Genomic DNA, 20,297 nt, shown 5'->3' with positions numbered 1-20,297 from the left:
GCAAAGTATGCACCGCAGCAACAGAACATGTGCAGTGCGACGTCCTCCGAGGCTTTCCATACAGGATTCCAATGCTTCCGGCCGCGTCGAACCGTTTTGATGATTCGGCTGAAGGTGGATCGAGCGCAGCCATTCTCAGGCGCTGACCATCTCCGCGCGATACCAGTCGACGAAGCGTTTGACGCCTTCCTCCACCGATATGGACGGCGTGAAGCCCGTCAGCGCATTCAGAAGGTCCGGAGCGGCAAAGGTTCGCGGCACGTCACCCTGCTGCATCGGCAGCATCGTGCGGATCGCCGGCCGGCCGGCCGCAGCCTCGACTGTCTCGACGAAGCGCATCAGTTCCACCGGCTGCCCGCCGCCGATATTGACAATGCGAAAGGGCGCGTGACGCGACAGCGTATCGATGTCGTCGATGCGATTTTCCTCCGCCGGCACGACGCCCATCAACCGGACGATGCCTTCGACGAGGTCGTCGATATAGGTAAAGTCGCGGCTCATGTGGCCTTCGCCGTAGATCTCGATCGGCCGGTCGTGAAGGATGCTGTCGACGAATTTGAACAGCGCCATGTCCGGGCGTCCCCAGGGTCCGTAGACCGTGAAGAAGCGGAAGGCGGTGGTCGGCACGCCGTAGAGATGAGCATAGCTATGCGCCATCAGCTCGGCCGATTTCTTCGTCGCGGCGTAGAGCGTCATCGGCTCGTCGGCCCGGTCGGTCTCTGCGAAGGGTATTTTCTCGTTGGCGCCGTAGATCGAGGAGGTGGAGGCAAGCAGCAGGTGCTTGGGCTGCACCGCTTTCGCCAGTTCAAGGATGTTCCAGGAGCCGATCAGGTTGGAATCGACATAGGCCTTGGGGTTCTCCAGACTGTAACGGACGCCGGCTTGGGCTGCGAGGTGGACGATGACGTCCGGCTCGCCGATCTCCGCGGCCGTTTGCAGCGCGCTCGCATCCTCCAGCATGCCGATCACCGGCCGGAAGCCGTTCGAGCGGGACAGGATGGCGTGGCGCCGCTCCTTGAGCCGGACGTCATAATAAGGCGTCATGCCGTCGAAGCCGGTGACGAAATGGCCGTCATCGAGCAGCCGCTTGGCCAGGTGGAACCCGATGAAACCTGCCGTTCCTGTGATCAGATAGCGCATACCGGCTCCTTGCTTTCCCTGCGGTCGATCGAGATGCCGCCCTTATTCCGGCCGGCCGACACTCGTATAGCTGAAACCGTACTTGGTCACTTCATCGCGGTGATAGATGTTCCTGAGATCGACAAGCACGGGGTTTTTCATCGACGATTTCAGCCGGTCGAGGTTGAGCGCGCGGAACTCGTTCCACTCGGTGACGATGACGAGCGCATCGGCGTCTTGCGCCGCCTCATAGGGGCTGTCGGCATAGGCGATGCCGTCGATGACGTTTCTCGCATTCTCCATGCCTTCCGGGTCGTAGCCGGTGACGACGGCGCCGCCGTCCGTCAGCGCCTGGATAATGGCGATCGCCGGGCTGTCGCGCATGTCGTCGGTGTTGGGCTTGAAGGTGAGGCCGAGCACGGCGATCTTCTTGCCGCGCACGTCGCCGCCGGCCGCGGCGATCACCTTGCGGCCCATGGCGCGCTTGCGGTTGTCGTTGACGGCGACGGTGGTTTCGATCAGCCGCACCGGGCTCTCGTGATCCTGCGCCGTCTTGACCAGCGCCAGCGTATCCTTCGGGAAGCAGGAGCCGCCATAGCCGGGGCCCGCATGCAGGAATTTCGAGCCGATGCGGCCATCAAGGCCGATGCCGCGGGCGACCTCCTGGACATTGGCACCGACCTTTTCGCACAGGTCGGCCATCTCGTTGATGAAGGTGATCTTCATGGCGAGGAAGGCATTGCCGGCATATTTGATCAGTTCGGAGGTGCGCCGCGTGGTGAAGAGCAGCGGCGCCTGGTTGAGATAGAGCGGCCGGTAGACCTCGGTCATGACGCCGCGGGCGCGCTCGTCGTTGAGGCCGATGACGATGCGGTCGGGCCGCTTGAAATCGTCGATCGCCGCACCCTCGCGCAAAAATTCCGGATTGGAGACGACCGCGATGTCGGCGTCCGGATTGGTTTCGCGCATGATCCGCTCGACCTCGTCGCCGGTGCCGACCGGAACCGTCGACTTGGTGACGATGACGGTGAAGCCGGTCACATGCGTGGCGATCTCGCGGGCGGCATCGTAGACATAGGAAAGGTCGGCATGGCCGTCGCCGCGCCGCGAGGGCGTGCCGACCGCAATGAAGATCACGTCGCTCTGCGAGACGCTCGTGGCCAGATCGGTGCTGAAGCTCAGACGCCCATCCTTGACATTGTCGGCGACCAGCTGTTCCAGGCCCGGCTCGAAGATCGGAATGCGTCCGGCAATGAGCGCGTCGATCTTGCTCGCGTCCTTATCGATACAGACCACCTCATGGCCGAAATCGGCGAAACAGACGCCAGAGACAAGCCCAACATAACCGGCGCCGATCATCGTGATTTTCATGGCATACTCCAGAATTGCTTGGGCGTATCCATAGTCAAACACACGCGGCTTGCCAATGGGCGGATGTTCAAGAGGTTAGCCGGAGACGGTCGTCGAGAAATCGGGATTGCCGCGGATCGTGTTGCTGACCGTGCAGATTTCGTCTTCAGCCGCCCGCGCAATGGCGTTGCGCGTCTCATCGTCGATGTCGCCCTTGATCGTAAAGACGATGTTGAAAGTCTGAACCCGTGAAAGCCCGTCCGTCGCCTTCTTGCCGGTCACTTCTGCGCTGATTTCCGTCACCCTGTCGAGCACGCCCCTCTGGCTTGCGGCGATGCGGGCGCTCATGGTCAGGCAGGCGGATAGCGACGCGTAAAGCAGGTCGAGTGGATTGAAACCCGGCTGCAATGGGCCGGTGACGACGCTGAGTTCGCCCCCGGTTGCTGACGTAATATGCGGAAATCCAGTGCGGCCCAGAACGGCGGTTGCACCCGTCGGCCGGGATCGTGTCTTCAACTCCGTCATGTCCTGGCCTTTCCTGCGCGCTAGAGATAGTCCCTTCAGATGGGACTATCTGTCGAAAGAAACAACGTTCGCGACACGCCCGCAACACCGAAATCGGCAATAAAATAACAGTCTACTTTCTTAATCGAAATTTCAGTTCGAAAACCCGCGGACACTCGCGGGGCATTCCCGCGCCCATCCGACAAGAAGCGTGTTTCGGTCACGATAGTCGCTTTTGCGATAAGCGACCTTGAAACGCCGGCCAGATTGTCAATGGTCTTTATCGAAGTGGGCTTTTAGCAGGCCCAAGGTGATTCGCTTGAGGTGTACCCAATTCGAAGTGGTTTGAAATTGGCAGGTATTTGAATTTCAACGGGGACTGCTTCACTAGACGAAAGATCGCGACTCTGGCGATATGGCGGCGTCAACGGAGGGACCGTAGTGCGCACAATCAAAATGACGCCCTTAACCCGACTTATGGAAGCTTTCAATTCGGAGCTAAATCTTGCGAAAGATGAAAAACTAGAGTCTGAATTGGCATCGAAATATCTTCTGCGACTGAACGAAGCGCACCAGCGCCGAGATGCTACACTCAAGGGCCTCGTGATCATAGACGCGCTATTGGCGGTAGCTGTCTCGGGACGGAACATCGCAATTCCCGGCACTAGTATTAACATGCTAGACATACCAGCGCTGATCGAGGTCCTTGTCGGTCTTGCGTCGGCTTCTGTCTATATTTTCACGTTTTCGTTCGCAACTTGGCTTTGCTATTCTCAACTCTACTTTGTGTTCAACAACCGGCTGGCTAAAAAATACGAGCTTGACCCAGATTTGATAAACTTTGCCGAAACCGCATCTGAGCCAACGCTCAAAATGTTCCGAACTAAGCTAAACATCTGGGGGATTGATTGGCATCAACCGAACGGAATGTTCAAAGTTCTAATGTACGCGCATGCGATTGCCAACAATTTCTTCTTCTTGGTCGCACCGTTGCTTCATGTTGGCCTCATAATCGTGGCTGTGCGACAAATCATTCAACACTCAGGCTTTGATTTCATTCACACCGTTTTTTTCTTCTGGGTGTTGCTGGCTCACGTGCTGGCAATCTTCACGTGGATCATTCCATCGGTGCCGTTTTCTTTTGGTTTTGGCGATAGCGAAGGGAAGCCGCCGAAAGCTGCCCAAGAGCCAAAGGTATAGGGATGTTGTGCCATCGAACCGGCAAGTATTTGTGCAGAGGGGCCGAATGTTTTTTGGCGTGGCGTTAACCATGGGGTCAGGGGGAAACCTCGCCGCCATTCCTACGAGATCACCTCTGAGATGTGTGACCCCTAATTTTAGTCGGGCAAGTGGTCCACCCTAGCGATCAAACAGTCCGCCAGTGCCGGTGCCTTTACGCCTAGCCGTAGCCTGTCTCTCTTCGCAGACCTCGTGCCAAATCCTGTATGTCGCTGACACCATGGCTTCAAGCTCATCGAGAGAATAGAGCTCAACATCCTTGTCACTGTAAAGCCGAACCGTTCGCCCGTCATCCCCGTTGTCATCGAACCGTATGACTCCAAGATTAACCTTGGCAAAGTCCTCATCGGCGGCCCGGATTCGTTCGTGCATCATGGAAAAAACAAACCGTCTTCCCACGGATGTCAGACCCTTCGTTCTCCTGGGGTCGATGAAGATTGCGTAAGGCAGCTCCTCAATGGCCAGCACCATAGGTAGCCAAAAGGCAACCTTGCGGCCTGCACCCATGGCCATGGGGAAGAATTCGTGCTGTCGGCCCATGATCTTGCACGATGTGGCGTACTGGTGGAGAGCTTTTGCGATTTGCAAGTTGTTCTTCTGCTCATCGCCCGCTTTGCATGTCCGGATAAGCCGCTCCCTAATCTTCTCCCATGGAGTCGGCTCAACCGGCCCGAACATCCCGAGTTGGACGTTGAAGACCTCGCCAAAGCAGGAACGCGCTGGCTTGTAAGAAAACGTCGAAAACCCTCCTCTCATCTGGGTCAACTGCGAACGCTTCGCGTCGTCTGAAAGAGGAGCAATACGTGCGAGGTCAGTGTCAGGTAAAAGGGGTATCGTCACTGGGTTCTCCTGATCTGGGCTCAAGACCGATAGACACCTTATGGTGACGGAATCGGTCCAAGATCACAATATCTGGTATACGCAGACCAAAAGCAACGTCTGTTCTTGCTTTGTCTACCACGTACGCCCATGGAGAGTCTTTGGCGTGAGAAAGGTCCACCAGTCGCCCCGGCGACATTCGGCCGTAAGAGTTCAACACGCGCTGCATCAATGCCAGCAAAGTAGGGTCGCTGGGCAGTTGGATATCGCGCTGCTGTCCTGTCAGCGGGTCTTGCCTCTTTGCTCTAAACTTGATGGCGGTCGAGCCAGCCTCCTTAAACGCCCTGTACACTGAGGGATGCACAGGCCCGTATTGCCAAGCCTCGAAGTAACCGGAGACGAGCGGCGATTTGGTTTGAATCAGGTGCAAGCCGTGTGCAAAATAGAGGAGCTTTTGCAGCGCAAGGTTCGTAAGCTCTATGCCCACCCTGTCCGCCTCATCGAGCATGAGGTTGGCAATCGCTCTCGGATCGTACTCGCCGTTCATCGCATTTCGCTCAAAATCCCAGGCTGATTTGCTTGCACACCACATTGCCCGAGACAGAGGTGATTTGGCAAGGAAGCTATTCAGATCAGCTAGCGTCCCTGTGGGTACTCGGCATGGGTACGTTCTTGGGTACCCGCCTGACTACTCACTCCGCACAACCGTTTGAAATCAATACACTAATTGCTGCGTCATGGAAGATGGTGGAGCTAAGCGGGATCGAACCGCTGACCTCTTGCATGCCATGCAAGCGCTCTCCCAGCTGAGCTATAGCCCCATTTTGGGTCCGGCGATGCCGGTTCCGGGAAGTCCGTCCGAACTGTTCGTCCGGTCGGGTGGCGGCTTCATACTTCTGCTTTTTGCAGATGGCAAGCCGAAAAACACAAGCGGGCAAGATTTTATCGGATGAGCCCGGAACTTGCGTCCGCGTGGCCGGTTGAAAACCCCGCGCGGACGCCATTTGCGTGAATTATGAGAGGTTTAGACCTCGTCGTCGTCGTCCGAAACGCCGATCAGATCGGAAAGGCCGTCTTCGTCTTCGTCATCTTCCTCGAGGAAGGTGTCGTCGTCGTCACCTTCGATCTCGACATCGTCGTCGCCCAGATCCGGAAGATCGTCACCGCCGGTTGCCTCGCCGTCGGCATCCTCGAGCGAAACCAGCTCGACTTCCGTGCTTTCGGCGTCGACTTCCTGGATCTCGTCCTCCTCGGCAGCCTTTTCCAGCACCTTGGCGACGGAGGTCTCTTCGAAGAAGGACAACGGGTAGGACTTGCCGGTGTAGGGAGAAACGATCGGGTCCTTGTTCAGGTCGTAGAACTTACGGCCCGTTTCCGGATCGATGCGTTTTGTTCCAAGTTCCGCTTTTGCCACAGTCAAAGCCTCTTGAATGGCCGGGGTTACCGGCATTTGCCGGAATACCGGCGTTGAACGTGAAATGAATTAGCCGGTCCCCATAATCGTCTTGGCCTGATCTGTCAAAGCCTAACTTTCAGGATGTTCCCATGCTTTCGGCGTGAGCCTCTCCCATGACTGACTTCTCAGGATGCAAGGCCCCGCCCGGCTCCTGTTGGCAATCCCCTCCGTTTTCCGCTAACTAGCCGCGAACACGACATCAGCTTCGCAAGGACACTTCATGATCATCGCCATCGACGGTCCCGCGGCTGCGGGCAAGGGGACCCTTTCGCGCCGGATTGCCGAGGAATATGGCTTTCACCATCTCGATACCGGGCTGACCTATCGAGCGACCGCCAAGGCCTTGCTCGATGCGGGCCTGCCGCTCGATAACGAGCTGCTGGCGGAGGAGATGGCGCGCGAGGTCGAGCTTGCCGGGCTTGATCGCGCCATTCTCTCGGTCCATTCGATCGGCGAGGCCGCCTCGAAGATCGCCGTGATGCCGCTCGTCCGCCAGGCACTGGTCGAGGCGCAGCGTGCCTTTTCGAAGCGCGAGCCGGGAACGGTGCTCGATGGCCGCGATATCGGCACTGTCGTCTGCCCGGATGCGCCGGTGAAACTCTATGTGACGGCATCCCCCGAAGTGCGCGCGCGCCGCCGCTTCGACGAGATCGTGGCAAACGGCATCCCGGCTGATTATCTGGAGATCCTGGCCGACATCATCAAGCGCGACGAGCGCGACATGGGACGCGCCGACAGCCCGCTTCGGCCGGCCGACGACGCGCACTTGCTAGATACGTCCGAAATGAGTATAGAGGCCGCATTCTTGGCGGCGAAGAGCATCATCGATGCCGCATTGAAGCAATAGTCCGAGACACCATCCCCGCGCCGGATTTGCTCCTCATCTGAATGGGAGCGGATGGTTTTCGGACAGGTTCAACACCAACCCCCGGCGCCTGTGCCCCATGAAGGCACATCAGGAGTATTCATGTCTCAAGCTAACCCCACCCGCGACGATTTCGCCGCTCTCCTGCAGGAATCCTTTGCCACGCAGGATCTTGCCGAAGGCTACGTCACCAAGGGTATTGTTACGGCCATCGAGAAGGACGTCGCGATCGTCGACGTCGGTCTGAAGGTCGAAGGCCGCATCGCTCTCAAGGAATTCGGCGCCAAGGCCAAGGACGGCACGCTGAAGGTCGGCGATGAAGTCGAAGTCTATGTCGAGCGCATCGAAAATGCGCTGGGCGAAGCTGTTCTGTCGCGCGAGAAGGCTCGCCGCGAAGAAAGCTGGGTCCGCCTCGAAGTCAAGTTCGAAGCCGGCGAACGCGTCGAAGGCGTCATCTTCAACCAGGTCAAGGGTGGTTTCACCGTCGATCTGGATGGTGCCGTTGCCTTCCTTCCGCGCTCCCAGGTCGACATCCGTCCGATCCGCGACGTCACGCCGCTGATGCACAACCCGCAGCCCTTCGAAATCCTCAAGATGGACAAGCGCCGTGGCAACATCGTCGTGTCGCGCCGCACGGTTCTTGAAGAATCGCGCGCTGAACAGCGTTCGGAAATCGTCCAGAACCTCGAAGAAGGCCAGGTTGTTGACGGCGTCGTCAAGAACATCACCGATTACGGTGCGTTCGTTGACCTCGGCGGCATCGACGGCCTGCTGCACGTCACCGACATGGCATGGCGCCGCGTCAACCATCCGTCGGAAATCCTGAACATCGGCCAGCAGGTCAAGGTTCAGATCATCCGCATCAACCAGGAAACCCACCGCATCTCGCTCGGCATGAAGCAGCTCGAGTCGGATCCGTGGGATGGCATCGGTGCCAAGTACCCGGTCGGCAAGAAGATCTCCGGTACCGTCACCAACATCACCGATTACGGTGCATTCGTAGAGCTGGAGCCGGGCATCGAAGGCCTGATCCACATCTCCGAAATGTCCTGGACCAAGAAGAACGTACATCCCGGCAAGATCCTGTCCACGACGCAGGAAGTCGACGTTGTCGTTCTCGAAGTCGACCCGACCAAGCGCCGCATCTCGCTCGGCCTCAAGCAGACGCTCGAGAACCCGTGGCAGGCCTTCGCGCACAGCCATCCGGCTGGCACCGAAGTTGAAGGCGAAGTCAAGAACAAGACCGAATTCGGCCTGTTCATCGGTCTCGACGGCGACGTCGACGGCATGGTGCACCTGTCCGACCTCGACTGGAACCGTCCGGGCGAGCAGGTCATCGAGGAATACAACAAGGGCGACGTCGTCAAGGCTGTCGTTCTCGATGTGGACGTCGAAAAGGAGCGCATCTCGCTCGGCATCAAGCAGCTCGGCAAGGATGCGGTCGGCGACGCCGCTGCTTCCGGCGATCTGCGCAAGAACGCCGTCGTATCGTGCGAAGTCATCGCCATCAACGACGGCGGCATCGAAGTGAAGCTCGTCAACCACGAAGACCTCACCTCGTTCATCCGCCGTGCCGATCTGTCGCGTGACCGCGACGAACAGCGTCCGGAGCGTTTCTCCGTTGGTCAGGTTGTCGACGCCCGCGTCACCAACTTCTCCAAGAAGGACCGCAAGGTCATGCTGTCGATCAAGGCGCTTGAAATCGCTGAAGAGAAGGAAGCCGTCGCACAGTTCGGTTCGTCCGACTCGGGCGCTTCGCTCGGCGACATCCTCGGCGCGGCTCTGAAGAACCGCTCGGGCGAATAAGCCTTAGGCCTTATGAATAAAGAAGCCCGCGGAAAGCGATTTCCGCGGGCTTTTTCGTGTCCGGATCTCGCGCACCGGCAGCTTCCGCTAGTGTTGTGACTCTAACGCCTGTCGCCCCCGAGCGACCTTTTCAAGAATGTCTGTAGCGGATTTGGTCCAAACGAAGGGCTTTGGATCGGCGTTGTGATGATCGAGATAGTCTTGAATTGCGCCTTCGAGTTCGGCGACACTCTTGAACACGCCGCACCGGATTCGATCGCCTGTTATCAAGCCGAAGAAGCGTTCGACCTGATTGAGCCAGGACGCCGAAGTGGGGGTGAAATGCATGTGGAAGCGAGGATGTTTGGCCAGCCAGGCTTTGACCGCCGGATGCTTATGGGTGGCATAGTTGTCGGCGATCAGGTGCAGGTCGAAGCCCTTGGGCGTGCTGCGGTCGATGAGCCGAAGGAATTTGAGCCATTCCTGGTGACGATGACGTTTCATGCATTCGCCGATCACCCTGCCGGTGGCGACATCGAGGGCGGCGAACAGTGTCGTCGTGCCATGCCGCTTATAGTCGTGGGTCATCGTTCCCGCCCGCCCCTTCTTCATCGGCAGGCCCGGTTGGGTGCGGTCCAGCGCCTGGATCTGACTCTTCTCGTCGACCGAGAACACTAGCGCCCGGTCCGGCGGATCAAGGTAGAGACCGACGACGTCGGTCACCTTCTCGACGAACTGCTTGTCGTTCGACAGTTTGAACGTCTTGGTCAAATGGGGCTTGAGCCCATGCGCGCTCCAGATGCGCTGTACGCTGGTGTGGCTCAGACCCACCGCCTTGGCAAGCGTGCGCGCGCTCCATTGCGTGGCCGCCGGTGGCTTCTCTCGCAGCGTCATCTCGACCACACGCGCAATGACTTCGGCGCTCAACGGCTTCTTACGGCCAGGCCGGGTCGCGTCGCGCCCAAGCCCATCGACACCCTGCTCAAGATAACGATCGCGCCAGCGGTAGGCCGTCTTCTTGGTCTTGCCCAGCGTCCGCACAATCGACGCCAGACTCGCCGCGTCCGCCCACATCAGCACGATCCGCGCCCGCCAAACCAGCTTCTGCGGCGTGTTCCGGTCCGCCACCCAACCTTCCAACCGCACCCGATCCCCAGGCGACAGCAACAGCCTCTTGTCCGTGTCCATGGACCCAGACTCGCATATTTGCCAGCCTCAGGGAATCCATCCGTTAATTCCAGAACACTAGCCGAGCCCGCCCATGCGTTGGTAGAGATCATAGGCATCCGCGGTCTCCGTCTCGTCCTCTTCGACTGCGGCCTCGGGTTCTGCGGCCTGATGCTCGTTTTCGTGCCCCCCGTCATCGCTTTCTCCGCGCTCGTCCCGCTGTTCGTCATCGGCAAAGGACGCCTGCTCCTCGTCCTTTGGCTTGTTGGCCCGCCCATCCTCGGTTTTTGCCGGCAGATAGGGGATCATCGCGAAGGGGATGGCATCTCTTGCTAGGCCGGTTTCCGGCTGCCGCGGTATCTGGGCTTCGCGCCCGCTTTCCTCGACGACGGAGGGATGGGGAAATGCCGGCCGGCTTGCCGCCTTCTCCTCCGGCGCATTGAGCAGCGCACTCCAGGCGTCGGCTTCAAGTCCAAGCGATTCCGTCTGCTCGGCTAAGCCACCGGTGAGCAGGGCCGTATCCGGCGACATCACGGCATCGTCGGCCGTCTGAAGCTGGGCGAACAACGCTTCGGCACCCATATCGGCTGTCCCGCCTGCCAGCGCGGCAAAAAGCGTCTCCGGTGCCGGGTCTGCTGATCCTCCGGGCAGCGGCAGGCTGGCTTCGACCAGCGCTTTCAGCGTCTCGACCAGCGTCTTTTCGGGCTCCGATGTTTCGGATTCGAATGCCGCGGCTTGACCCTCAGGGGTAGGCACAAAGGGGCGCTCCTCGAGTTCTGCGTGTAGTTCCCACTCGCCCAGATCGTGACCTTTGAACCCCTCGACCTCGCTGCGATTTTGATGTGGCTTGTCGGCGGACTGGACGGTTGCCGCCCGAACATCCGGTTCAGCGGCATAACTATCCTTCAGAGTACCTTCTGACGTCTGCGGCGTGAGCTGCTTGTCTCCGACGGCGGAAGGTTCGACCGGCTGCTCCGGTGTCTCGATCAACCCCGTTTGCTGATCGAGTCCCAGCTCCTGCTCCAGATCAGTCTTTATCTGGCTATCGATATCACCCGTGGCGATGGCGGCCACCAGCGACAGCGCCTGCGAATCTGCGGCGAGAAAGGCAGCAGCAGCCCGCAGCAAAGGGATCGTTTCGGAATTCGCCTTGGCTGGCTGTTGCGGATGCGCGCCTGCAGCAGCTGTGTCGTTGCCGCGCGGTGTTTGAGACTTCACCGGCTGTTCGCCCCGGCTGTTCTCCATGGTGCCTGGCTCGCTTTCGCTCTCTTCCGCAACAGCCGGCACCACGATCTCTTCTTCGTCGCTGAAGGCCTTCCTCAGGGCCGCCTGCAGCGGGCCGGCATCGGTGACCGTCGCCGGTGCCGCAAGCAGCGGCTGCGCCATCGACAGTGGCGTCGCGCGGCCTGGCACGATCCCTTGTCCTTGGGGTACGGCGAGCGCCGCAGCCGGTTTTCCATCGGGTTGGCTGGCCACCGGCCGCGCAACCGCAGTTGGCGTGAAAAATTTCTCCGGCAGACGTGGCGCGTCGATGATCGACGGCCCCTTCAGCGCTTCCGCGAGAATCCGGATCGAGATGGCCAGATTGCGCTGCCCCAGTTGCTTTTCCAGGGCAAGCCGCGCGGCCGGCGGCAGCGTGTCCAGAAAAACCGCGAGCCGCTTGGTGAAATCACGCAGGCTTTCCTGCGGCAGCGGCGGAAATTTGAGGGTTCTTGCCAGAGTGTCCAACAGCCGGATCAGTGCTTCCTTCGGCAGCGGTTCGCTGCCGATGAGGTGGCGGTTCAGTGTCTCCAGGATCTTGAGCACGGCTTCCGACTGGTTTCCGGAGATTCTGAGTGGTACGACCGGGGGCTGCTCCTTTGGGGTAGCGGTCTCCACCACGGCTGCCGCCTGCGCGGTTACTGCCGATGTCTTGACTGTGAGAATGGTCAGCATCGCAATCTCCGTCAGGTTCGGGTTGAGGCCAAAAGGATCGTGTCTATTTGCGGCACACCGGCCATCGAGCCGGATGAGACCAAGCGAATTTCTAAGGAAAAGGGCGCTTCATGCGCATGCCCGACGGCTCGTTCACGGCCAGACCAGACTGCGGCGGCTGCTGCGGAACCACGAATGGCCGAGCATTTCATAGATAGATGTTAGGCGAGAATGGTTGACGGAATATTAACCGTACTGCGCAGCGCGAGGAGAATTCAGCCGGACCGCGCGGCCGCCTTTGCGCTTGCCGCCTTTTGCCCTGTCGCGTACATCTTTGCCGCTGCCCGCGGTTGCTCGCGCGGCGGACTTGGAATTGCTTTCGGGGGGAATGCGATGAATCCGGCCAATCTGATCCTCAACACCGATAGCTACAAGTTCAGCCACTTCCTGCAGTATCCACCCGGCACAAGGGCAATTTCTGCCTATATCGAGACACGTGGCCATCAGGATCAGGCCGATGTCCTGTTCTTTGGCCTGCAGATGTTTTTGAAGGAATATCTCGGCAAACCGGTGACGCGCGCCGATATCGGCGAAGCCGAGGCGATCGTCACGGCACACGGCCTGCCGTTCAATCGCGCTGGCTGGACCCGCATCGTCGAACAGTTCGGCGGGTATCTGCCGCTGGAGATCCAGGCTCTGCCGGAGGGCACCCTGTTGCGCCGCGGCGTGCCGATGGTGCAGGTGGTCAATACCGATCCGGAATGCTTCTGGCTGACGTCCTATATCGAGACCGCGCTGCTGCGTGCCGTCTGGTACCCGTCCTCCGTCGCCAGCAATGCCCGCAAGGTCAAGCAGATCATCCGGCCGATGCTTGAAAAGACCTGCGATGACCCGGAAGCCGTCCTGCCCTTCCGCCTGCACGATTTTGGCGCCCGCGGCGTCGGCGCCTTCGAGCAGGCGGGCATCGGCGGGGCCGCCCATCTCGTCCACTTCATGGGGACCGATACCGTTACCGGCGTGCTCTATGCCCGGCGTTATTACGGCGCCGAGATGGCCGGTTTCTCAATCCCGGCTTCCGAACATTCGACGATGACCGCCTGGGGCGTCGAGCGCGAGGCGGAAGCCTATTCCAACATGATCAACCGCTTTGCCGGCGGCGGCATGTTCGCGGTTGTCTCCGACAGTTACGATATCAATTACGCGGTATCGGAAATCTGGGGCGAGCAACTGCGCGAAAGGGTCAAGGCGTGCGGCGGCACGCTGGTCATCCGCCCCGACAGCGGCGATCCCATCGAAACGCCCGTCCATGTCGTCAAGCAGCTGGATTATCATTTCGGTTCGACGCTGAACGCCAAGGGCTACAAGGTCCTCGACAAGTCCGTGCGCGTCATCCAGGGCGACGGCATTTCCAACGCCGACATCAGCCAGATCCTCGGCCGGTTGGAGGCTTTCGGTTTTTCTGCTGAAAACATCGCTTTCGGCATGGGCGGCGGCCTGTTGCAGAAGGTCAACCGCGACACCTATTCCTTCGCCATGAAGACCAATGCGCGGCTGGACGATACCGGCAAATGGCACGATGTCTTCAAACGTCCCGCGACAATGAACGTCAAGGCCTCCAAGGCCGGCCGCCAGGCCGTGATCAGCGGTCTCGGCGGGCTGGAAGCGGCGCGCCTGGATGAGCTCAAGGACCGGCGCAACCATCTGGAACCGGTCTGGAGGAATGGCGAGCTTCTGCGGGACTGGAGTTTTAAGGAAATTCGCGAACGCGCCAAATAGGCGCTTGCAGCTTCGCCGATCCCGTCCCATCTTTGCTCCGATCACTGCTGCATAATTCCTTAAATTGGAATCGATTTAAGGAATTATCCAGCAGATCAAACTGTTACAGCGACCTTTGCGCGCCTGAACAGACGCGCGGCGCTGTATGGGAGCCCGCGCATGACGGTCCGTCCGCCCCAATCCCTGTCGCCGTCCTTCACGAGAGATTCCGGCCTCAATCTCCTGGAATACGAGCTGATGTCCGAGCGGGCTGATGCGCTTGGGCGCCACGGCTTGAAGGTGGAAAAGGCGATCGCGGCCCTCAACGTGCTGAACGACGCGGCAACGACGCCGGAGCGACGCGAGCAGTTGCTGAACGACGCCGCGGATGCCGTCTGGGCGTTCTTCATCCAGCGGGAAATCTGCGGCCTGCGCTCAAACCGCGATGCCGTCCAGCGCTACGGCATCCCGAAGGAAGTCATGGCGCGGCTCGGGATCATCCGCAAGGCCTGATCAGGCGGCGTCTTTCTTCGCCAGCAATTCGATAGCATAATCGAGGTGACGAGGGTGGCGGAGGCCTGTTGGGTCGGGGGCAGCATCATCGGCATCGGTCCGTGATCGTCGCGGCTGTGCCCCCGACAACAGGGCGCAACCGTCAAACTGGCCTTAACCGCGATTGCGAGGTCTTCAGGCGCTCGCTCAGCTGTGGGCGAAAATGTCTGTCTCTTCCCAGCCGATCAGGTCGAGCTTGGCGCGGGTCGGCAGGAAGGCGAAGCAGGCGTCGGCATGCTCGATCCGGCCGTCGCGGATCAGCCGCGCCGTCAGCTTGTCGCGCAGCGCATGCAGGTGCAGCACGTCGGAGGCCGCGTATTCCAGCTGCGCCGGCGACAGCGTTTCGGCCGCCCAGTCGGACGACTGCTGCTGCTTGGAAATATCGACGTCGAGCAGTTCCTTCAGGTTGTCCTTCAGTCCGTGGCGGTCGGTATAGGTCCGCGTCAGCCGCGAGGCGACCTTGGTGCAGAACACCGGCGTCGTCGTCACCCCGAAGGTGTGGAACAGCACGGCGATGTCGAAGCGGCCGAAATGGAAGATCTTCTGCCGGGCCGGATCTTCGAGCATGGCGACGAGGTTAGGCGCCTCTTTCTGGCCCTTGGCGATCTGGATCACGTCGGCCGTGCCGTCGCCCGGCGAAAGCTGGACGACGCAGAGCCGGTCGCGGCGCGGAATGAGGCCGAGCGTCTCGGTGTCGATGGCGATCGCGCCCTTGTAGCGGGCCGCGTCTTCCGCGGAGATATCGCCTTTGTGAAACCGTATTGTATTTGCCATGGAAATCCCCACATCAGCCGGACAGGGTGTCGCGCTTCGTTCAAGTCGTTGGGCTATAGCGCAACTTCGCTGCAAACGATACCGTCTCCTTGCGTGCGACCACCCCTTGCCGGGTTGCCGCCCCGAAATGTAGGACGCTTATGAGAGCGCTTCAGACCTTCGCCCTGACCCTTTTGCTGGCTTCATCGATATCGTTCGGTGCGACCGCTTCCGCCGATCCGTTGTGGCAGCCGGTGCAGGCCTTTACCGATCTTCCGGGCGTCAAGTCACCCGAGGCCGTGGAGCGGGAAAACGCCGTTACGTGCAAGCAGGTTCGCGTGCGGCGTGATCCGGGCCTCAATTCAGGCTATGCGACCACCAATTTCTGCCGCCGCGGAACGGGACCGGTCTTCCAGTCCGGCCGGCTGCCGCCATCGATCATACGGCAGTTGCGCGGCTTCAATTATTGACCGCGCGGCGGCTTGCAAATCGCCGGAGCGTCAATACAACTTCCCGCAATGAGGAGTGCCGGTTTTCGATGCCGGCCTGGGAGACGACATCATGGCTGAAACGCACCGGCCCCTGGTCATCTGCGCGCCGGAGCCGCGCACGCTCGATCTGATCTTCACGCCGCAGGCGTTCGAACAGCTCAAGACGAAATACCGGATCGTCGAGGCCGATCCGGAGAATATCGCGGGGTTGGGCGACGGTGCTCTCGGCGAAGCCCGCTATATCATCGGCCAGCCGCCGCTCAGCGCCGAGACACTTGCACGCATGCCGCAGCTGCGCTGCATCCTCAATGTCGAAAGCAACCTGATCAACAACATGCCCTATGAGGTGCTGTTCGCCCGCGGCATCCATGTGGTGACGACGGGGCTGGTCTTTGCCGAGCCGGTCGCCGAGCTGGGTCTTGCCATGGCGCTGAATATTGCCCGCGGCATCGTCGATGCGGATGTCGATTTCCGCGAGGGTCGCGAGCTCTGGGGCGGCGAGGGCAACACGAAGGCGCGGCTTCTCACCGGCGCCGATGTCGGCATCATCGGCTTCGGCGATCTCGGCAAGGCGCTGAACCGGCTTCTCACCGGCTTCCGCACCAATACCCGCGTCTACGATCCGTGGATGCCGGCCTCGATCCTGGTCGACCACGGCGTCAGGCCGTCGAGCCTTGAGGAGGTGCTGACCGAAAGCGACTTCATCTTCGTCGTCGCGGCGGTCACCAGCGAAAACCAGCATTTTCTCGGCGCCGACGCCTTTGCCAGCATGCGCCCGGGCGTCGCCTTCATTCTGCTCAGCCGTGCCAATGTGGTCGATTTCGATGCGCTGATGGCGGCAGTCGAGAGCGGCCATATCGTTGCGGCAAGCGATGTCTTTCCGCAGGAGCCGCTGGCGCTCGACCATCCCGTTCGAAACCTCAAGGGTTTCCTGCGTTCCGCCCACCGGGCCGGCGCGCTCGACAGCGCCTTCAAGAAAATGGGCGATATGGTGCTTGAGGATATGGACCTGATGGACCGCAACCTGCCGCCGATGCGCTGCAAGCGGGCGGAGCGCGAAACGGTGTCGCGCATGCGCTCCAAACCCGTCACCGTCAACTGACGTCCGTCGCCGGCGAAAGCCGCTGGCGATAGAATTCAACCGTACTCTTCAAAAAACGGACAGCGCCGGCCGTCCTGCGAGGGAAGAGTCTACCGCAGTTGGATAAGGCGGGGAAATTTGCGGTGGCAAGTCGCCAGGAACACAGCGCTGCTGACCGCGCTGCGAACTGGTGCATGTCTGACGCGCGGCGCTGTAAGAGCCGTCAGACGCATTCGCCGGCGACGCGGCGCATCGCTTCGAGAATGGAGCCCTTGGTGGCGTGGCCGGTCTTGTACAGGCCGAGCATCACGGTGGCGGCGTCGCGGCCATCGGCGCTGTCGAGCGCGATGCGCGTTTCCTTGCACCATTCTTCGAGCGCGCCGCAGACCACCTCGATTTCACTCTGGTTCAAGGCCATGTCCGATAGAAACGACATTGCTTCACCCCTATCGCTCAAAACACACCCGGTTTGGATCGACAGTGTAATGCCGTGAGACGTGGTGACAATTCCCAAATTTAAGGGGTAGCGGCCCGGCGATCAAACCAGGGTCACTGTGCGGAGCTCCAGAGCCGGACAGCCTTTCAGGTCATTCCGCCGCCACAGCGGATGCCTCGAGCAGCGACGCGGCGATCGCCATCGCCAGCAGCTTGCCCTTGGCCCTGATCGTATTATTGTCAAAGTCACGTGCCGAGAGAGCGAGGTCCATGCCCTCACGCATCAGAATTTGTTGTGCCCGGTAAACTGCCCAGTTTTCGACCTCGTCGCGCTTCCGCATCGCGCTTGCCCCCAGCTAGATCATTTAGCGTTGCCGTCCAGCTCCCAATCCGGCCTGAACGCAGGCACATGCGGCGAATCACCTGAGCAGGTGAATAGAATGCGACATTTCCCGCAAATCGGAAACACAACTTTTGGGTGGTGATTATTTAGGGTGTAAAGCGTCTCAGGCGTTGCGCAGCCTGCCTTCCAGGAGATCGAGAACGGCCCGGCCCGCCTCCATGACATTGGTTCCGGGGCCGAAGACAGCGGCGACGCCGTGATCCGTCAGGAACTGGTAGTCCCGGCGCGGCACGACGCCGCCGCAGACGACGATGACATCGCCGCCGCCCTTGGCTTTCAGCGTTTCTACCAGTTGCGGAAGCAACGTCTTGTGGCCGGCTGCCAGTGACGAGACCCCGACGACGTGGACGTTCGCCGCAAGTGCCATGTCCGCGGCTTCGTCCGGCGTCTGGAACAGCGGGCCGGCCAGCACGTCGAAGCCGATATCGCCGAAGGCCGATGCGATGATCTTGGCACCACGGTCATGGCCATCCTGGCCGAGCTTGGCGACCATGATCTTCGGCTTGCGCCCGATCGACCGGGAGACGGCGGAAAGCCGGGCCGCGAGCGTCGCCAGCTCCGGCTCGTCCTTGTAGGCCTCACCGTAGATGTCGCTGACCACTACCGGCACGGCGGAATGATCGCCGAAGACGGCCCGCATCGCGTCCGAGACTTCTCCGACGGTGGCGCGGGCGCGGACAGCTTCGACCGCGGCCTCGAGGATATTGCCCTCGCCGTTGCGGGCGACGTCCGTCAGGGCCCTGAGCGCTGCCGTGACCTGCGCCGTGTCGCGGCGGCGCCTCGTTTCGTCGATGCGCCTGATCTGGGCGGTGCGGACAGCGGCATTGTCGATGTCGAGGATGTCGTGATCATCCTCGGTTTCCAGCCGGTATTTGTTGACGCCGACGATCACCTCCTCGCCCTTGTCGACCGCGGCCTGGCGGCGGGTCGCAGCCTCCTCGATCAGCCGCTTCGGCAGGCCGTCAGCCACCGCCTTGGTCATTCCGCCAAGCGCCTCGACCTCTTCCATCAGCGCCCAGGCCTTGTTCGCCAGCTCCGCCGTCAGGCTTTCGACATAGTAGGAGCCGGCGAGCGGATCGACGACTTTCGTCACGCCGGTTTCGTGCTGGAGGATGAGCTGGGTGTTGCGGGCGATGCGAGACGAAAAATCCGTCGGCAGGGCGATTGCCTCGTCAAAGGAATTGGTGTGCAGCGACTGCGTGCCGCCAAGTACGGCCGACATCGCCTCGAAGGCGGTGCGGACGATGTTGTTGTAAGGATCCTGTTCCTGCAGCGAGACGCCCGACGTCTGGCAATGGGTCCGGAGCATCAGCGAGGACTGCTTCTTTGGCGCGAACCCCTCCATGACGCGGGCCCAGAGCAGTCGGGCGGCGCGCAGCTTGGCGGCTTCCATGAAGAAGTTCATGCCGATGGCGAAGAAGAAGGAGAGGCGGCCGGCGAAATCGTCGACGCTCAACCCCTTGGCAATGGCTGCGCGGACATATTCGCGGCCGTCGGCCAGCGTGAAGGCGAGTTCCTGAACCAGCGTCGCGCCGGCCTCCTGCATGTGATAGCCGGAGATCGAGATCGAGTTGAACTTCGGCATTTCGCGCGCCGTGTAGTCGATGATGTCGGCAACGATCCGCATCGAGGGTTCGGGCGGATAGATATAGGTGTTGCGGACCATGAACTCCTTGAGGATGTCGTTCTGGATCGTGCCGGAAAGCTCGGCGCGCGGCACGCCCTGTTCCTCGCCGGCAACGATGAACGCGGCGAGGATCGGGATGACGGCGCCGTTCATGGTCATCGAGACGGAGATCTTTTCGAGCGGGATGCCGTCGAAGAGGATCTTCATGTCCTCGACCGAATCGATAGCGACGCCGGCCTTGCCGACATCGCCGACGACGCGTGGATGATCGCTGTCATAACCCCGATGGGTGGCAAGGTCGAAGGCGACGGAGACGCCCTGCTGGCCGCTCGCGAGCGCCTTGCGGTAGAAGGCATTCGAGGCCTCGGCGGTGGAGAAGCCGGCATATTGGCGGATCGTCCAGGGACGGCCGGCATACATGGTGGCGCGCGGGCCGCGGGTAAACGGCGCAAAGCCCGGCAGCGAGCCGAGATGATCGGCGCCTTCGAGGTCGGCCTCGGTGTAGAGCGGCTTGACGGCGATGCCCTCGGGCGTCTGCCAGGTCAGCGCGTCAGGCGGGCTCTTGAGTTCGCGCTCGGCGAGGGCGGCCCAATCCTTGAGGGTTTTGTTATCGGACATGGGGAAATCTCCTTGCATCGATCGGACGTCCACCCTCCCCTTGAGGGGGAGGGTCGGCACGTAGTGCCGGGGTGGGGTGATATTTCGCGCCAAACAACGGATCACCCCCACCCGCCGCTTTGCGGCGACCTCCCCCCTCAAGGGGGAGGTGAAGGTCTGCCGCAACGGCCTTCAGCCACGCACGCGAGTCTCGCCGTGGTTCTGCGTCGATGGAACTCGGACGGGGCGCTGAAAGCTGCCTCGAGAGAGTAGAATAGGTGACACCTTCCGGCGCCCCGTTCGGCGGTTTTTGCTCGCAAACTCGTTCCGCTACGGCGTTTCGGCCCTCTGTGCGATTGCACGCCCGCAGCAGCAGCATCGGCCT

19 protein-coding genes and 1 tRNA gene are annotated in these 20,297 nt (G+C 60.7%); 7 read left to right on the top strand and 13 right to left on the bottom strand.

Features of this window, described 5'->3' with window-relative positions; genetic code table 11:
• Positions 1–135: 135 nt before the first annotated feature.
• The 3 genes from ACSQ3F_RS05255 to ACSQ3F_RS05245 all read right to left on the bottom strand — a co-directional run bounded on the left by ACSQ3F_RS05255 (position 136) and on the right by ACSQ3F_RS05245 (position 2,994).
• Positions 136–1,140 (bottom strand): NAD-dependent epimerase, encoded by a 1,005-nt coding sequence (locus tag ACSQ3F_RS05255; protein ID WP_436099255.1) that lies wholly within the window; start codon positions 1,138–1,140, stop codon positions 136–138.
• A gap of 42 nt (positions 1,141–1,182) precedes the next feature.
• Positions 1,183–2,490: a UDP-glucose dehydrogenase family protein gene (locus ACSQ3F_RS05250; RefSeq protein ID WP_436099254.1), complete on the bottom strand. Its 1,308-nt coding sequence runs from the start codon at positions 2,488–2,490 to the stop codon at positions 1,183–1,185.
• A 75-nt stretch (positions 2,491–2,565) separates the two neighbouring features.
• Positions 2,566–2,994, bottom strand: a complete 429-nt coding sequence (locus tag ACSQ3F_RS05245; RefSeq protein WP_436099253.1) for an OsmC family protein — start codon at positions 2,992–2,994, stop codon at positions 2,566–2,568.
• Positions 2,995–3,414: 420 nt separating this feature from the next.
• Here ACSQ3F_RS05245 and ACSQ3F_RS05240 point away from each other — a divergent pair, with 420 nt between their 5' ends.
• Positions 3,415–4,173, top strand: coding sequence for a hypothetical protein (locus ACSQ3F_RS05240; protein WP_436099252.1), 759 nt, complete (start codon positions 3,415–3,417; stop codon positions 4,171–4,173).
• 159 nt (positions 4,174–4,332) lie between these two features.
• Here the strand turns inward: ACSQ3F_RS05240 and socB are convergent, their stop codons facing one another.
• The 4 genes from socB to ACSQ3F_RS05220 all read right to left on the bottom strand — a co-directional run bounded on the left by socB (position 4,333) and on the right by ACSQ3F_RS05220 (position 6,445).
• Positions 4,333–5,052, bottom strand: a complete 720-nt coding sequence (socB, locus tag ACSQ3F_RS05235; RefSeq protein ID WP_436099251.1) for a type VI toxin-antitoxin system SocB family DNA replication inhibitor toxin — start codon at positions 5,050–5,052, stop codon at positions 4,333–4,335.
• Positions 5,030–5,578: a type VI toxin-antitoxin system SocA family antitoxin gene (gene socA / locus ACSQ3F_RS05230; RefSeq protein WP_436099250.1), complete on the bottom strand. Its 549-nt coding sequence runs from the start codon at positions 5,576–5,578 to the stop codon at positions 5,030–5,032. The genes socB and socA overlap by 23 nt, the downstream gene beginning before the upstream one ends.
• 198 nt (positions 5,579–5,776) lie before the next feature.
• Positions 5,777–5,852, bottom strand: a tRNA-Ala gene (locus ACSQ3F_RS05225).
• 203 nt (positions 5,853–6,055) lie between these two features.
• Positions 6,056–6,445, bottom strand: a complete 390-nt coding sequence (locus tag ACSQ3F_RS05220) for a TIGR02300 family protein (protein WP_436099249.1) — start codon at positions 6,443–6,445, stop codon at positions 6,056–6,058.
• Between the two features lie 262 nt (positions 6,446–6,707).
• On the opposite strand from ACSQ3F_RS05220, the gene cmk reads away from it, so the two are divergent.
• Both cmk and rpsA read left to right on the top strand, forming a co-directional pair.
• Positions 6,708–7,334: a (d)CMP kinase gene (gene cmk / locus ACSQ3F_RS05215; protein ID WP_436099248.1), complete on the top strand. Its 627-nt coding sequence runs from the start codon at positions 6,708–6,710 to the stop codon at positions 7,332–7,334.
• 120 nt (positions 7,335–7,454) lie between these two features.
• A complete protein-coding gene (gene rpsA, locus ACSQ3F_RS05210) occupies positions 7,455–9,158 on the top strand; it encodes a 30S ribosomal protein S1 (protein ID WP_018323670.1) in 1,704 nt (567 codons plus the stop codon).
• An 87-nt stretch (positions 9,159–9,245) separates the two neighbouring features.
• Here the strand turns inward: rpsA and ACSQ3F_RS05205 are convergent, their stop codons facing one another.
• Together ACSQ3F_RS05205 and ACSQ3F_RS05200 are read right to left on the bottom strand one after the other, a co-directional pair.
• The gene (locus ACSQ3F_RS05205) at positions 9,246–10,325 is read right to left on the bottom strand and encodes an IS630 family transposase (RefSeq protein ID WP_436098494.1); all 1,080 of its coding nucleotides are present in this window, start codon (positions 10,323–10,325) and stop codon (positions 9,246–9,248) included.
• 57 nt (positions 10,326–10,382) lie between these two features.
• Complete coding sequence (locus ACSQ3F_RS05200; protein ID WP_436099247.1) at positions 10,383–12,239, bottom strand: hypothetical protein; 1,857 nt, start codon at positions 12,237–12,239, stop codon at positions 10,383–10,385.
• A gap of 372 nt (positions 12,240–12,611) precedes the next feature.
• Here ACSQ3F_RS05200 and ACSQ3F_RS05195 point away from each other — a divergent pair, with 372 nt between their 5' ends.
• Positions 12,612–13,994: a nicotinate phosphoribosyltransferase gene (locus ACSQ3F_RS05195; RefSeq protein ID WP_436099246.1), complete on the top strand. Its 1,383-nt coding sequence runs from the start codon at positions 12,612–12,614 to the stop codon at positions 13,992–13,994.
• Between the two features lie 159 nt (positions 13,995–14,153).
• Positions 14,154–14,486 carry a DUF6665 family protein gene (locus ACSQ3F_RS05190; RefSeq protein ID WP_436099245.1) on the top strand — a complete coding sequence of 111 codons (333 nt, stop codon included), beginning with the start codon at positions 14,154–14,156 and terminating at the stop codon, positions 14,484–14,486.
• Positions 14,487–14,672: 186 nt separating this feature from the next.
• Here ACSQ3F_RS05190 and ACSQ3F_RS05185 read toward each other — a convergent pair whose 3' ends face one another.
• Positions 14,673–15,299: a ribonuclease D gene (locus ACSQ3F_RS05185; RefSeq protein WP_436099244.1), complete on the bottom strand. Its 627-nt coding sequence runs from the start codon at positions 15,297–15,299 to the stop codon at positions 14,673–14,675.
• Positions 15,300–15,439: 140 nt separating this feature from the next.
• Between ACSQ3F_RS05185 and ACSQ3F_RS05180 the strand changes: the two genes are divergently transcribed.
• Positions 15,440–15,748 carry a hypothetical protein gene (locus ACSQ3F_RS05180; protein WP_436099243.1) on the top strand — a complete coding sequence of 103 codons (309 nt, stop codon included), beginning with the start codon at positions 15,440–15,442 and terminating at the stop codon, positions 15,746–15,748.
• A 91-nt stretch (positions 15,749–15,839) separates the two neighbouring features.
• Positions 15,840–16,871: a hydroxyacid dehydrogenase gene (locus tag ACSQ3F_RS05175; protein WP_436099242.1), complete on the top strand. Its 1,032-nt coding sequence runs from the start codon at positions 15,840–15,842 to the stop codon at positions 16,869–16,871.
• A 202-nt stretch (positions 16,872–17,073) separates the two neighbouring features.
• Here ACSQ3F_RS05175 and ACSQ3F_RS05170 read toward each other — a convergent pair whose 3' ends face one another.
• The 3 genes from ACSQ3F_RS05170 to scpA all read right to left on the bottom strand — a co-directional run bounded on the left by ACSQ3F_RS05170 (position 17,074) and on the right by scpA (position 19,933).
• The gene (locus ACSQ3F_RS05170; protein ID WP_436099241.1) at positions 17,074–17,286 is read right to left on the bottom strand and encodes a hypothetical protein; all 213 of its coding nucleotides are present in this window, start codon (positions 17,284–17,286) and stop codon (positions 17,074–17,076) included.
• A gap of 151 nt (positions 17,287–17,437) precedes the next feature.
• Positions 17,438–17,626: a hypothetical protein gene (locus tag ACSQ3F_RS05165; protein WP_436099240.1), complete on the bottom strand. Its 189-nt coding sequence runs from the start codon at positions 17,624–17,626 to the stop codon at positions 17,438–17,440.
• Positions 17,627–17,791: 165 nt separating this feature from the next.
• On the bottom strand, positions 17,792–19,933 hold the full coding sequence (gene scpA / locus ACSQ3F_RS05160) for a methylmalonyl-CoA mutase (RefSeq protein WP_436099239.1): 2,142 nt from the start codon (positions 19,931–19,933) through the stop codon (positions 17,792–17,794).
• Positions 19,934–20,297: the final 364 nt, after the last annotated feature.

This window comes from Pararhizobium sp. LjRoot238 (genome assembly GCF_964252955.1).
Taxonomy (GTDB): domain Bacteria; phylum Pseudomonadota; class Alphaproteobacteria; order Rhizobiales; family Rhizobiaceae; genus Pararhizobium.
This window is presented reverse-complemented; position numbering and strand designations above follow the sequence as displayed.

Bases quoted from the DNA above. Each gene is read 5' to 3' on its own strand.
- ACSQ3F_RS05255 (WP_436099255.1), bottom strand. From the start codon at position 1,140: ATGCGCTATCTGATCACAGGAACGGCAGGTTTCATCGGGTTCCACCTG.
- ACSQ3F_RS05250 (WP_436099254.1), bottom strand. From the start codon at position 2,490: ATGAAAATCACGATGATCGGCGCCGGTTATGTTGGGCTTGTCTCTGGC.
- ACSQ3F_RS05245 (WP_436099253.1), bottom strand. From the start codon at position 2,994: ATGACGGAGTTGAAGACACGATCCCGGCCGACGGGTGCAACCGCCGTT.
- socA (WP_436099250.1), bottom strand. From the start codon at position 5,578: ATGAACGGCGAGTACGATCCGAGAGCGATTGCCAACCTCATGCTCGAT.
- cmk (WP_436099248.1), top strand. From the start codon at position 6,708: ATGATCATCGCCATCGACGGTCCCGCGGCTGCGGGCAAGGGGACCCTT.
- rpsA (WP_018323670.1), top strand. From the start codon at position 7,455: ATGTCTCAAGCTAACCCCACCCGCGACGATTTCGCCGCTCTCCTGCAG.
- ACSQ3F_RS05205 (WP_436098494.1), bottom strand. From the start codon at position 10,325: ATGGACACGGACAAGAGGCTGTTGCTGTCGCCTGGGGATCGGGTGCGG.
- ACSQ3F_RS05200 (WP_436099247.1), bottom strand. From the start codon at position 12,239: ATGCTGACCATTCTCACAGTCAAGACATCGGCAGTAACCGCGCAGGCG.
- ACSQ3F_RS05195 (WP_436099246.1), top strand. From the start codon at position 12,612: ATGAATCCGGCCAATCTGATCCTCAACACCGATAGCTACAAGTTCAGC.
- ACSQ3F_RS05190 (WP_436099245.1), top strand. From the start codon at position 14,154: ATGACGGTCCGTCCGCCCCAATCCCTGTCGCCGTCCTTCACGAGAGAT.
- ACSQ3F_RS05185 (WP_436099244.1), bottom strand. From the start codon at position 15,299: ATGGCAAATACAATACGGTTTCACAAAGGCGATATCTCCGCGGAAGAC.
- ACSQ3F_RS05180 (WP_436099243.1), top strand. From the start codon at position 15,440: ATGAGAGCGCTTCAGACCTTCGCCCTGACCCTTTTGCTGGCTTCATCG.
- ACSQ3F_RS05175 (WP_436099242.1), top strand. From the start codon at position 15,840: ATGGCTGAAACGCACCGGCCCCTGGTCATCTGCGCGCCGGAGCCGCGC.
- ACSQ3F_RS05170 (WP_436099241.1), bottom strand. From the start codon at position 17,286: ATGTCGTTTCTATCGGACATGGCCTTGAACCAGAGTGAAATCGAGGTG.
- ACSQ3F_RS05165 (WP_436099240.1), bottom strand. From the start codon at position 17,626: ATGCGGAAGCGCGACGAGGTCGAAAACTGGGCAGTTTACCGGGCACAA.
- scpA (WP_436099239.1), bottom strand. From the start codon at position 19,933: ATGTCCGATAACAAAACCCTCAAGGATTGGGCCGCCCTCGCCGAGCGC.